The sequence below is a fragment of the Methylobacillus sp. MM3 genome (genome assembly GCF_001645185.1).
Lineage (GTDB): Bacteria > Pseudomonadota > Gammaproteobacteria > Burkholderiales > Methylophilaceae > MM2.
In genome coordinates, this window is sequence record NZ_LXTQ01000020.1 from 271,825 (window position 1) to 284,299 (window position 12,475).

The following is a 12,475-nucleotide window of genomic DNA, read 5'->3' on the forward strand; positions in this document are numbered from 1 at the left end:
GATGGAATCGATACTCAGCCATGATGCACCGGCCCCTTTCCTGAAGCGCCTGACCTGGGCGGACTGGGCGTTTTTATTGTTGTTGCTGGCCGGCGCTGCCTTTGCGTACAGTCAGTATGCCGAATACATGGATGTTTACGAAAAGGGCTTCCTGTTTGCCGCGGTGCCTGGCTTCGGCTGGCTGGGTTGGTATTTCAAGCCGATGCGCCTGTTGATTGTCGGTATCGCTGCGGTCAGTCTGTTCGGCATCAGCCAATATCACGGCGAGTTGGTGCGGGCAGATCAGGCATTCTTCCTCAAATACCTGGTGTCCAGCCAATCCGCGATCATGTGGATGAATGTACTGTTCGTGATGGCGACCGCAACGTACTGGCTTGCGTTGCTGTCCCGGTCGGACTTTGCCGGCAAGGTGGCGTCGGGTTTGACCTGGACTGCCGTACTGATGGGGTTTGTCGGCCTCATGGTGCGCTGGTACGAATCCTATTTGATCGCGCCAGATGTCGGGCATATCCCGATCAGCAACCTGTACGAAGTATTCGTGCTGTTCTGCCTGATTACCGCGCTGATCTATCTTTATTACGAAAAATTCTACGATACGCGTCAGCTGGGCGCCTTCGTGTTGCTGGTGGTCAGTGCGGCGGTCGGTTTCATTCTCTGGTACACCTTTGATCGCGAGGCGCAGGGCATCCAGCCGCTGGTTCCCGCCCTGCAATCATACTGGATGAAAATTCACGTACCGGCCAACTTCATCGGTTATGGCTCTTTCTCGCTTGCAGCCATGGTTGGCGGAGCCTACATTCTGGCCGCACGCGGCATACTGGCAACGCGCTTGCCCAAGCTCGATGTGCTGGACGACCTGATGTACAAATCCATCGCGGTCGGCTTCGCATTTTTCACCATTGCCACCATCCTGGGTGCGATGTGGGCGGCGGAAGCCTGGGGCGGTTACTGGTCCTGGGATCCCAAGGAAACCTGGGCGCTGATCGTCTGGCTGAATTATGCCGCCTGGCTGCATTTGCGGCTGGTGAAGGGGCTGCGCGGACCGGTTCTGGCCTGGTGGGCGTTGGTCGGATTGCTGGTGACGACATTCGCTTTCCTCGGCGTGAACATGTTCCTGTCAGGGCTACATTCCTACGGCGAGCTATAGTCGAATAACAGTCATTCAGGATGCGTATTACGCTTAACCCGTTAGACGCGGCATTCTGATTTGCATTAGAATGCCCCGCTTATGACTGATAATATCGTCGAAATAAACAATCTTTCCTTCTCGTACAACAACCGGTTGCTGCACAAGGGAATCAACATGCGTTTCCCGCGCGGCAAGGTTGTAGCGATCATGGGCGGCTCCGGCTCGGGTAAAACCACGCTGCTGCGACTGATCGGCGGGCAGTTGAAGCCGAGTGCCGGCGAAGTGCGCGTTGGCGGGAAGGTGGTGCATGAACAGGATCGCGCCGGAATTTACCAATTGCGGCGCAAGATGGGCATGCTTTTCCAGTTCGGCGCATTGTTTACCGACCTTTCGGTATTCGACAATGTGGCCTTCCCGATGCGCGAACATACCAACTTGCCGGAGTCCGTGATCCGCGATCTGGTATTGCTCAAGCTGAACGCAGTCGGATTGCGCGGCGCGCGCGACCTGATGCCTTCCGAGCTTTCCGGCGGCATGGCGCGTCGTGTCGCCCTGGCGCGGGCCGTGGCGCTCGACCCCTCCATCATCATGTACGACGAGCCGTTTGCGGGTCTCGACCCGATTTCGATGGGCGTGATCGTCAACCTGATTCGCAGCCTCAATGACGCGCTCGGCGCTACCTCCATCGTGGTGACGCACGATGTGCACGAAGCGTTCCTGTTTGTCGATTACGTCTATTTCGTTTCGGCAGGCGTCGTCGTTGCGGAAGGTACGCCGGAAGAATTGCGCTGCTCCGAAATGCCTTTCGTGCACCAGTTCGTGCATGGCGAAGCGGACGGTCCGGTGCCATTCCACTATGCTGCACCGGATTACCGCCAGGATATGCTGCGAGGTGCCAATGTTTAACCACTTGGTCAAATCGCTGCGCGGCATCGGCCATCGCGTGATCGATCGCATCTGGCGCCTCGGTTGTGCGGCGCGCTTCTTCCTGCAAACGCTGGTGCTTTCCGGCGAAAGCCTGCGCCGCTTCGGCCTGACGATACGCGAAATATATTTCACCGGCGTGCTGTCGCTGATCATCATTCTGGTGTCTGCGCTATTCGTCGGTATGGTGCTGGGCCTGCAGGGCTACAACACGCTGCAGAAGTACGGTTCTTCCGAGGCGATCGGCGTGCTGGTGGCGTTGTCGCTGGTGCGCGAACTGGGGCCGGTGGTCACCGCGTTGCTGTTCGCAGGCCGTGCCGGTACTGCAATTACTGCTGAAATCGGTTTGATGCGGGCTACCGAGCAACTTTCCGCGATGGAAATGATGGCGGTCAACCCGATTGCGCGCGTGGTTGCACCGCGTTTCTGGGCCGGTGTGATTTCGATGCCTTTGCTGGCGGCGCTGTTTTCGATGATGGGCGTGTTTGGCGGTTATCTGGTAGCGGTGCCGCTGCTTGGCATCGACGAAGGCGCCTTCTGGTCGCAGATGCAAGCCAATGTGGATTTCCGTGAGGATATCGTCAACGGCGTTATCAAGAGCTTCGTTTTTGGCATTGCCTGTACCATCATCGCGCTGTTCGAGGGTTACGATGCTCCGCCGACGGCCGAAGGCGTGAGCCGCGCGACAACCCGTACCGTGGTGAATTCCTCACTGGCGGTACTGGGCCTGGATTTTGTGCTGACGTCGTTCATGATCAGCGTTTGAGGAGATTAAAAGAATGGATAGAACAACTCTGGATTTATGGGTCGGCATCTTCGTCGCGGCGGGGGTCGCGGCGCTGATCGGCCTGGCGATGAAGGTAGGCAACCTGACTTCCAACCCGATCGGCGAGACCTATACCGTGACCGCCGCTTTTGAGAATATCGGCGGGCTGAAGAGCCGCGCTCCGGTAAAGAGCGCAGGTGTCGTGGTCGGGCGCGTGGATAACATCCAGTTCGACAATGAAACCTTTGAGGCGCTGGTTACTCTGAAGATAGACAAGCACTACAATTTCCCGAAAGACACGTTCGCCAATATCTATACGTCCGGACTGCTGGGCGAGCAATATGTCGGCCTCGATGCGGGGGGTGATGAAGTCGTGTTAAAGAATGGTGATAAAATCACGCATACGCAGGACGCCGTGGTGCTCGAAAAAATGATCAGCCAGTTTCTTTATAACAAGGCATCCGAAGGCGGCGAAAAGAAAGAGACGGAGACAGCTCAATGAAATTCATGGTTAATTTAATGGCCGGCATCGCGACCATGCTGCTTGTCAATGTGGCAACGGCGGAAGACGTGGCACCGGATGTACTGGTCAAGAACACGGCCAACGACGTTCTTGAAATCATCCGGAAGGATAAGGACATCCAGAGTGGCGATATGCGCAAGATTTCTGCGCTTGCTGAAGAGAAAATCCTGCCGCATTTCGATTTCGAACGCATGTCGCGCATGGTCCTCGGCAAGCACTGGAATCGTGCCACCAAGGAACAGCAGCAGCAGTTCGTCAACGAGTTCCGCTCGCTGCTGATTCGCACCTATGCTTCGGCGCTGACCAAGTATCGCAATCAGGCTATCGAGTACAAGCCGATGCGCGCCCAGCCGAGTGACACCGATGTAACGGTTCGCACGCAAATCGTGCAGCCGGGCAGCCAGCCGCTACCCATCGATTACAGCCTGGTCAAAAAAGAAGATGGCTGGAAGGTTTATGACGTGGTGATCGAAGGCGTCAGTCTGGTGACCAACTACCGTGGACAGTTCTCCTCCGAGGTTCGTCAGTCCGGCATGGATGGTTTGATCCAGCGTCTTGCAGACAAGAACAAGCAACCATCCTCATCCGCTGCAAGCGACAGAAAGCAGGGCTGAGTTGCCGTTTATCGAATCACAGGGCAGCACGCTGCGCATCAGCGGGGCAATGACGTTGGAAAACGTCAATGCCGTGCTGGACGAAAGTGAGGCAGCCTTTACCTCGGCCAATCTGGAGATGGATCTCTCCGGCGTGACCGAGGTCGACTCGACGGCGGTCAGCCTGATGTTCGAATGGCTACGACAGGCGCACAGCCGCAATATCAGCCTGACTTTCGTCAATCTGCCGCCCAATCTGGTCAACATGGCGACGCTCTACGGCGTCCTTGATCTTATTCCCCAGCATCACCACTGAGGCGCATTGCGCCTTAGTTCTTTTTTATACCCATGACTCCCGCGATCCAGATCGATCAGGTCCATAAATCATTCGGCGCTTTCGAAGCGCTGAGGGGCATCGATTTGACTATCGCCCAGGGCGAGTTTTTTGCGCTGCTGGGGCCGAACGGAGCGGGAAAATCGACATTGATCAATCTGCTCGCCGGATTATTGCGCCCGACCAGCGGCAAGCTCAGCGTCATGGGGCATGACGTGGTCAACGATTATCAGAGTGCACGCCGTTTGCTGGGTGTCGTGCCGCAGGAACTGGTATTCGACCCTTTTTTCAATGTACGGGAAATGCTGCGCTTTCAGGCCGGTTATTTCGGCCTCGGCAAGGAAAACGACGCCTGGGTGGATGAGGTGATCGAGTCGCTTGGGCTGACCGACAAGGCTTATACCAACATGCGCCGGCTTTCCGGCGGCATGAAGCGTCGTGCGCTGATTGCCCAGGCCTTGGCGCACAAGCCGCCCGTCGTGGTGCTGGATGAGCCGACCGCTGGTGTGGACGTCGAGTTGCGACAAATGCTATGGGAATTCATCAAGCGCCTCAATCGTGAAGGCCACACCATCATTCTGACCACGCACTACCTCGAAGAGGCAGAAACCCTGTGCTCGCGCGTGGCGATGCTGAAGCAGGGCAAGGTGGTGGCGCTGGACAGTACGCACAATTTGCTTAACCGCATACCGGGCAAGAATTTGCGCCTGCGTCTCGCGGCCACTTCGCTTCCGGCGTCATTGACGCCCCTGCTGCGGTCGCAGGATGAGGGGCACTACACCTTCGCACTGCCGGAAGTCGCGCAGATCGAATTCGTCCTGTCGGAATTGCGCAACGCCGACATCAAGGTCGAGGACATGGAGCTGATTGAGGTCGATCTGGAGGATGTGTTTATGGAGATCGTCCGCCAATGACCGGCATGTGGACCTTGTTCAAAAAGGAAATCCTGCGTTTCTGGAAGGTGAGTTTTCAGACCGTGGCCGCGCCGGTGATTACCGCGCTGCTGTATCTGCTGATCTTTTCACATGTGCTGGCGTCGCATGTCCAGGTATATGAAGGGGTCACCTACACTGCCTTCCTGATCCCGGGGCTGATGATGATGTCGCTGTTGCAGAATGCGTTCGCCAATAGCTCATCCAGTCTGATCCAGTCCAAGGTGATGGGCAATATCGTGTTTCTATTGCTGACGCCGCTGTCCTATCGGCAGTTTTTTCTGGCTTTCCTGTTGGCGGCGATCATTCGTGGCCTGGTGGTGGGAGCGAGCGTGTGGCTGGTCGCCCTGTTCTTTGTTGACTTGCCGGTGGCGCAGCCGTTGCTGATCCTCACGTTCGCGGTGCTGGGTGGCGGTTTGCTGGGCACGCTCGGCATCATTGCCGGTATCTGGGCCGAGAAATTCGATCAGATGGCAGCGTTCCAGAACTTCATCATCATGCCGCTATCCTTTTTATCGGGCGTGTTTTACTCGATACATTCGTTGCCGCCGTTCTGGCAAAAAGTGTCCCATCTCAATCCGTTCTTTTACATGATAGACGGATTCCGTCACGGCTTTTTCGGCCAGGGCGATATTGCGCCGGAAATCAGCCTGACCGTTGTCGGAGTAAGCTTTTTGGCCTTATCATGGATTACTTTACGCCTGCTCAAGAGCGGCTATAAATTGCGGGGTTGATGATGTTAAGTGCAAGACAGGTCCAGGAATACATACAGCAAGGCCTCGCATGCGACCATGTCGAGGTGCAAGGGGAAGACGGCCAGCACTTCGAGGCTGTCGTCGTCAGCCCTGAATTTGTCGGCAAGAATATGGTCCAGCAGCACCAGTTGGTTTATCGGGCGCTGGGCGACCGGATGAGGCAGGAAATACACGCGCTTTCACTGCGCACGTTTACGCCCGAAACGTGGGCGTCAGTTAACGATTAATGGAGAACATCATGGATGCACAGGAAAAGATTCGAGCACAAGTGACCGCAAACCCGGTCGTGCTTTACATGAAGGGGACGCCGCAGTTTCCCCAGTGCGGTTTTTCGAGCGTGGCAGCGCAGATTCTCAAGGCGTGTGGCGTCAACAATTATGTTTCGGTGGACGTACTGAGCGATCCTGAAATCCGCGAGGGCATCAAGACCTATGCCAACTGGCCAACCATTCCGCAGCTTTACATCAATGGCGAGTTTGTCGGCGGCGCTGACATCATGCGCGAGATGTATCAGAACGGCGAACTGCAAAAGATGCTGCCGAAAGCGGCTTGAGCGCATCGCGCTTCATAATTAAAACTTAAAGATTAGGGACGGAAGCTAGACGGCTTTATGGACAAATTAGTGATCCAGGGCGGCCAGCCGCTCAAAGGGGAAGTGCGTATTTCCGGCGCCAAGAATGCCGCGCTGCCGATTCTGTGTTCAGCGTTGCTGACGAGCGAACCGCTCACGCTGACCAATGTGCCCGATCTCAACGACATCCAGACGATGCTCCGGCTGCTGGAGCAGATGGGCGTCAAGGTCGCGCAGTCGGGCGATACGGTGACGCTGGACGCATCCGGCCTTAATAACCCCACCGCCCCTTACGAAATGGTGAAAACCATGCGTGCCGCGGTGCTGGTGCTGGGTCCTCTGGTGGCTCGCTGTGGCGAGGCGCATGTCAGCCTGCCTGGCGGCTGCGCCATCGGCGCCCGTCCGGTCGATCAGCACATCAAGGGCCTGCAGTCGATGGGCGCCGAGGTCAAGGTCGAGCACGGCTACGTCAATGCCAAGGTCGGCCGACTGAAGGGCGCGCGCCTGTTCACCGACATGGTGACGGTGACCGGCACCGAGAATCTGATGATGGCGGCTTGCCTCGCCGACGGCGAAACCGTGATCGAAAACGCCGCGCGCGAGCCGGAAGTGGTCGATCTGGCGCAATGCCTGTCCGCGATGGGCGCACGTATCAGCGGCGCCGGCACGGATGTCATACGCATCCAGGGGGTCGAACGCCTGCACGGTGCGACGCACCGCATCATGCCTGACCGCATCGAAACCGGGACTTACCTTTGTGCCGCCGCCATTACCGGCGGCGAAATTCGCCTGACCGGTACATCCATGGGCTATCTGGATTCGGTCGTGGACAAACTGATGGACGCTGGCTGCGAAATCAGCGGTGAAAAATCGCCGCAGTTCGAGGCGATCACGCTGCGCGCACCGAAAAAGCTGACCGCGGTGTCGATCCGCACCGCGCCGTATCCGGCCTTTCCCACCGACATGCAAGCACAGTTCATGACCATCAATACGGTGGCCGAAGGCACGGCCGTGATTCGCGAAACCATATTCGAAAATCGCTTCATGCATGCCGTCGAGTTGCAACGCCTGGGTGCTGACATCCAGATCGATGGCAATACCGCGTTTGTGAGAGGGGTTGCCCAACTCGAAGGCGCGACCGTCATGGCGACCGACCTGCGAGCCTCCGCCGGGCTAGTGCTGGCCGGCCTCGTCGCCGAGGGCGAAACAACCATCGAGCGCATTTACCACCTCGACCGCGGCTACGAGCATCTCGAACAAAAGTTGTCGCAGCTGGGCGCCATTGTCAGAAGGGTGAGGGCGTGATCGCATTAATTTCACGTCTGCGTTGTAGCGAGAGGGCGGTGGATGCAAGGCGCGGAGCGCAGCGAATGGTCATTCCATTCGCGAGCTGCGCAACGCCGCAGACGCTGCTTTCTCGCTACAACCCTTCGGGACGGGGGCGGTTTGGGCGCCCTCCTTTGTTGCAAGCCGCTCGTTGTGGGCGGTACAACGTCGCGTCTTGCGTCGCGGAGGGCATCCCAAATCGCCCCCGTGGCAGACGCGAAATTAATGCGAGCACGCCCTCTAAATGAGTCAGATCACTATCGCCTTATCAAAAGGCCGTATCTTCGAAGAAACCGTGCCTTTGCTGCAGGCTGCCGGGATCGTGCCAGCCGAAGATCCGGAATCTTCGCGCAAGCTCATCATCGGCACCAATCGGGATGACGTACGGCTGATTATCGTGCGTGCCAGCGATGTGCCGACCTATGTCGAGAACGGCGGCGCCGATCTCGGCATTGCAGGCAAGGACGTGCTGTATGAACACGGCGGAGTCGGCCTCTATCAACCGCTGGATTTGCAGATTGCCCGTTGCAAGATGATGGTCGCAGTGCGCGAAGGCTACGATTACACTGCGGTGGCGCGCCCCGGCGCACGGCTCAAAGTGGCGACCAAGTACACTAAAATCGCGCGCGAGCATTTCGCTGCCAAGGGCATGCACGTCGATCTGATCAAGCTTTATGGTTCGATGGAACTGGCCCCGCTGGTAGGTCTGGCAGATGCCATTGTCGATCTCGTCAGCACCGGCGGAACCTTGCGCGCCAACCATCTCGTGGCCGTGGAAGAAATCATGCCTATCAGCTCGCGTCTGGTGATCAACCAGGCTTCGCTCAAGCTGAAGCGCAGCCAGATACAACCCATTATTGACGCCTTTGCCGGTGCCGTTACACCAGGAAAGTAATATGTTGAAAATCAGACGCTATACGACGACCGATGCCACTTTCGAAGCTTCTCTGAAGCAACTGCTGGCTTTCGAAGGTGCTCAGGACGACCAGGTCGATGCCGTGGTCGCCGGGATACTTAACGATGTCAAAAAGCGTGGCGACGCTGCGGTGCTGGAGTACACGCAACGCTTCGATCGCCTCAGCGCGGATCGCATGGATGATCTTGAGCTGCCGCAAGCGCGCCTGACCGAAGCGCTGGGCAATTTGCCCACCGAGCAACGGGAAGCGCTCAAGCAGGCTGCAGAACGCGTGCGCATCTATCACGAAAAGCAATTGATGAGCTCCTGGAGCTACACCGAAGCCGACGGCACCATGCTCGGCCAGCAGGTGACGGCGCTGGACCGCGTCGGTCTGTATGTTCCCGGCGGCAAGGCAGCTTATCCCTCTTCGGTGTTGATGAACGCCATCCCAGCCAAGGTTGCGGGGGTGCAGGAACTGATCATGGTTGTCCCGACACCGGGTGGCGAAAGAAATCCGCTGGTGCTGGCCGCTGCAGCCGTTTGCGGCGTGGACCGCGTGTTCTGTATCGGCGGTGCACAAGCCGTCGGCGCGCTGGCTTACGGCACCGAAACCGTGCCGCAAGTGGACAAGATCGTCGGCCCGGGCAATGCCTATGTGGCTGCGGCCAAGCGCCGCGTATTCGGCGTGGTCGGCATCGACATGGTCGCCGGCCCGTCGGAAATCCTGGTTATCTGCGACGGCAAGACCGATCCTGACTGGGTGGCGATGGATCTGTTCTCGCAAGCCGAGCACGATGAACTGGCGCAAGCCATCCTGTTGTCGCCGGACGGCGCATTCCTCGACCGCGTGCAAGCAAGCATCGATAAACTGATCAAGGAAATGCCGCGAGCGGAAATCATCCGCACCTCGCTGGAGAATCGCGGCGCGCTGATTCAGGTACGCGATCTCGACGAGGCGGCCGAAATCGCCAACTATATTTCGCCCGAACACCTGGAATTGTCGGTCGAGGATCCGATTACGCTGACCAGGCAGATCAAGCACGCCGGCGCCATCTTCATGGGCCGCCAGACCTGTGAATCTCTGGGCGATTACTGCGCCGGCCCCAATCATGTGCTGCCGACCTCGCGTACCGCGCGCTTCTCTTCGCCGCTTGGCGTATATGATTTCCAGAAGCGCTCCAGCCTGATCATGGTATCGGCCGAAGGCGCGCAGACACTGGGCAAGATTGCCGGCACGCTGGCATATGGCGAAGGCTTGCAGGCGCATGCCCGTTCCGCCGAATACCGACTGAAATAAGGGTCTATCTTGAGCAAGTTCTGGAGCACTACCGTCGAGCGGCTGACGCCTTATGTGCCGGGCGAACAGCCCAAACTCGCCAATCTGGTCAAGCTCAACACCAACGAGAACCCTTACGGGCCCAGCCCCAGAGTGCTGGAAGCGTTGCAAATGGAGGTTGCCGAATCGCTGCGTCTGTATCCGGACCCGGATTCCGAGCGTTTGCGCGGCGCGATTGCCGAGTACTACGGCCTGAAGCCAGCCAACGTCTTTGTCGGCAACGGTTCCGACGAGGTGCTGGCGCATATTTTTCAGGCCCTGCTGAAGCACGACCAACCCATACTGTTCCCGGATATTACCTACAGTTTTTATCCGGTGTATAGCGGGCTTTATGAGGTGGGATACCAGAGGATTCCGCTGACCGCATCCTTTGAGATCGACGTCAGCGACTATATCCAGCCCAACGGCGGCATCATTTTCCCCAACCCGAATGCGCCGACCGGACGATTGCTGGCATTGGGCGAGATAGAACGTCTGCTGCAAGCCAATCCGGATTCGGTCGTGGTGGTGGATGAGGCTTATATCGACTTTGGCGGCGAATCGGCGATTCCGCTGATCGAAAAGTACCCGCAACTGCTGGTGGTGCATACCTTGTCCAAGGCGCGCTCGCTCGCGGGCTTGCGCGTCGGTTACGCGGTCGGCCATCCCGATCTGATCGAAGCGCTGGTCCGCGTCAAGGACAGCTTCAATTCCTATCCGCTGGATCGCTTTGCGCAAGCCGGCGCCGCAGCGGCGATGGAAGACCACGCCTATTTCGAACAGACGCGCCGGCAGGTGATGGCGACCCGCGAGAAACTGGTTGCCGATCTGGAGTCGTTGGGATTTACGGTGCTGCCGTCCAGCGCCAATTTCATTTTTGCCCGATACAAGGAACGCGATGGCGCCGAACTGACCGCGGCACTGCGCGAGCGCAGCATTATCGTGCGCCATTTCAAGAATCCGGCCCGCATCGCGCCGTTCATGCGCATCACGATAGGCACTGACGAGCAGTGTCAGCAGCTGGTGTCGGCATTGCGCGAGATTTTGCGGTAGAATGAGCCCATTTTTCAGCGACTTAACCATGCGAACCGCTCAAGTCAGCCGTAACACATTGGAAACACAGATTTCCGTGTCATTGAACCTCGATGGCACCGGCGTTTCCGAATTTGCGACCGGCCTTCCTTTCCTCGATCACATGCTCGATCAGATTGCACGCCACGGCATGATGGATATTTCCGTCCAGGCCAAGGGCGATTTGCACATCGACGCGCATCACACTGTGGAAGACATCGGCATCACCCTGGGTCAGGCGTTCGCCAAGGCTGTCGGCGACAAGAAGGGAATTCGCCGCTACGGTCACGCCTACGTCCCTTTGGATGAAGCGCTGTCACGCGTGGTGCTGGATATTTCCGGCCGTCCCGGCCTGGAGTTCGGCGTCGAATTCACGCGTGCCCGTATCGGCGATTTCGATGTGGACCTGTTCCACGAATTCTTCCAGGGCTTCGTCAATCACGCCCTGGTGACGCTGCATATCGACAATTTGCGCGGCGACAACGCACACCATCAGGCCGAAACGATCTTCAAGGCGTTCGGACGCGCGCTGCGTGCGGCCGCCGAAGCCGATCCGCGCATGGCCGGCGTGATGCCTTCTACCAAGGGAACGCTATAGCCGCCTTCGCTATATTTGCAATCGAGATTGCAGATTTCGAATTCACATTTCTGAATGCTGACGCTGACAGCTGACCATCATGACTGATATTGCAGTAATCGATTACGGCATGGGCAACCTGCGCTCGGTGGCCAAGGCGCTGGAGCACGTTGCTCCTGACCGTTCCATTGTAGTCACCAGCGATCCCGCCGAGATCGCCGCTGCCGAGCGCGTGGTATTCCCCGGCCAGGGCGCGATGCCGGATTGCATGCGCGAACTCGACAGCCGCGACTTGCGCCGTGCGGTGCACGAAGCTGCGGCGAGCAAGCCCTTTCTCGGCATTTGCATTGGTCTTCAATTGCTGTTCGAGCACAGCGAGGAAGGCAACGTCGACGGCCTCGGCATTCTGCCAGGCAGGGTCAAGCGCTTTCCGCAACCGCGTATGGTCGATGCCGATGGCAACAAGCTCAAGGTTCCGCACATGGGCTGGAACGAAGTCCATCAGATGCGCAGTCACCCGATGTGGGCTGGCATCGCTCCGGATGCGCGCTTTTACTATGTCCACAGTTATTACGTGGAACCGACGGATGCGGCGTTGGAGACTGCCTATACCAACTATCCGTTTCGCTTTACCGGCGCGGTCGGGCGCGATAATATTTTTGCCGTGCAATTCCACCCGGAAAAGAGCCAACAGGCTGGATTATCCTTACTTTTCAATTTCGTCAATTGGGACGGTCGTCCCTGATTTTATTGCCCACTTA

General features: G+C 57.8%; 16 protein-coding genes. All 16 read left to right on the top strand.

The genetic code is table 11. The annotated features are described in order from the left end of the window. Position 1: 1 nt before the first annotated feature. Entirely contained in the window at positions 2-1,147 is a 1,146-nt protein-coding gene (gene ccsB, locus A7976_RS08180) for a c-type cytochrome biogenesis protein CcsB (RefSeq protein ID WP_067109912.1), read from the top strand. Positions 1,148-1,228: 81 nt separating this feature from the next. Then, positions 1,229-2,035, top strand: a complete 807-nt coding sequence (locus A7976_RS08185; protein ID WP_067109915.1) for an ABC transporter ATP-binding protein — start codon at positions 1,229-1,231, stop codon at positions 2,033-2,035. After that, complete coding sequence (mlaE, locus tag A7976_RS08190) at positions 2,028-2,819, top strand: lipid asymmetry maintenance ABC transporter permease subunit MlaE (RefSeq protein WP_067109918.1); 792 nt, start codon at positions 2,028-2,030, stop codon at positions 2,817-2,819. The genes A7976_RS08185 and mlaE overlap by 8 nt, the downstream gene beginning before the upstream one ends. Positions 2,820-2,832: 13 nt before the next feature. Further along, positions 2,833-3,321, top strand: a complete 489-nt coding sequence (mlaD, locus tag A7976_RS08195) for an outer membrane lipid asymmetry maintenance protein MlaD (protein WP_067109921.1) — start codon at positions 2,833-2,835, stop codon at positions 3,319-3,321. Continuing rightward, positions 3,318-3,956, top strand: a complete 639-nt coding sequence (locus tag A7976_RS08200) for a phospholipid-binding protein MlaC (protein ID WP_067109924.1) — start codon at positions 3,318-3,320, stop codon at positions 3,954-3,956. The genes mlaD and A7976_RS08200 overlap by 4 nt, the downstream gene beginning before the upstream one ends. Before the next feature lies 1 nt (position 3,957). Beyond that, positions 3,958-4,251, top strand: a complete 294-nt coding sequence (locus A7976_RS08205; protein ID WP_240483837.1) for a lipid asymmetry maintenance protein MlaB — start codon at positions 3,958-3,960, stop codon at positions 4,249-4,251. A 32-nt stretch (positions 4,252-4,283) separates the two neighbouring features. Beyond that, positions 4,284-5,183 (top strand): ABC transporter ATP-binding protein, encoded by a 900-nt coding sequence (locus A7976_RS08210; protein ID WP_082878048.1) that lies wholly within the window; start codon positions 4,284-4,286, stop codon positions 5,181-5,183. Beyond that, positions 5,180-5,935: an ABC transporter permease gene (locus A7976_RS08215; RefSeq protein ID WP_067109930.1), complete on the top strand. Its 756-nt coding sequence runs from the start codon at positions 5,180-5,182 to the stop codon at positions 5,933-5,935. The genes A7976_RS08210 and A7976_RS08215 overlap by 4 nt, the downstream gene beginning before the upstream one ends. Before the next feature lie 2 nt (positions 5,936-5,937). Then, positions 5,938-6,183, top strand: a complete 246-nt coding sequence (locus tag A7976_RS08220) for a BolA family protein (protein WP_067110273.1) — start codon at positions 5,938-5,940, stop codon at positions 6,181-6,183. An 11-nt stretch (positions 6,184-6,194) separates the two neighbouring features. Next, complete coding sequence (gene grxD, locus A7976_RS08225; RefSeq protein ID WP_067109933.1) at positions 6,195-6,509, top strand: Grx4 family monothiol glutaredoxin; 315 nt, start codon at positions 6,195-6,197, stop codon at positions 6,507-6,509. Between the two features lie 57 nt (positions 6,510-6,566). Further along, positions 6,567-7,832 (top strand): UDP-N-acetylglucosamine 1-carboxyvinyltransferase, encoded by a 1,266-nt coding sequence (gene murA / locus A7976_RS08230; RefSeq protein ID WP_067109936.1) that lies wholly within the window; start codon positions 6,567-6,569, stop codon positions 7,830-7,832. 265 nt (positions 7,833-8,097) lie between these two features. Beyond that, positions 8,098-8,748, top strand: a complete 651-nt coding sequence (hisG, locus tag A7976_RS08235) for an ATP phosphoribosyltransferase (protein ID WP_067109939.1) — start codon at positions 8,098-8,100, stop codon at positions 8,746-8,748. Between the two features lie 4 nt (positions 8,749-8,752). Beyond that, positions 8,753-10,048 (top strand): histidinol dehydrogenase, encoded by a 1,296-nt coding sequence (gene hisD / locus A7976_RS08240; RefSeq protein WP_067110277.1) that lies wholly within the window; start codon positions 8,753-8,755, stop codon positions 10,046-10,048. Positions 10,049-10,057: 9 nt separating this feature from the next. Further along, positions 10,058-11,119, top strand: a complete 1,062-nt coding sequence (gene hisC, locus A7976_RS08245) for a histidinol-phosphate transaminase (RefSeq protein ID WP_067109942.1) — start codon at positions 10,058-10,060, stop codon at positions 11,117-11,119. Positions 11,120-11,147: 28 nt separating this feature from the next. Continuing rightward, positions 11,148-11,735 carry an imidazoleglycerol-phosphate dehydratase HisB gene (gene hisB, locus A7976_RS08250; protein WP_067110280.1) on the top strand — a complete coding sequence of 196 codons (588 nt, stop codon included), beginning with the start codon at positions 11,148-11,150 and terminating at the stop codon, positions 11,733-11,735. 79 nt (positions 11,736-11,814) lie between these two features. Continuing rightward, a complete protein-coding gene (gene hisH / locus A7976_RS08255; RefSeq protein ID WP_067109945.1) occupies positions 11,815-12,459 on the top strand; it encodes an imidazole glycerol phosphate synthase subunit HisH in 645 nt (214 codons plus the stop codon). Positions 12,460-12,475 lie beyond the last annotated feature (16 nt).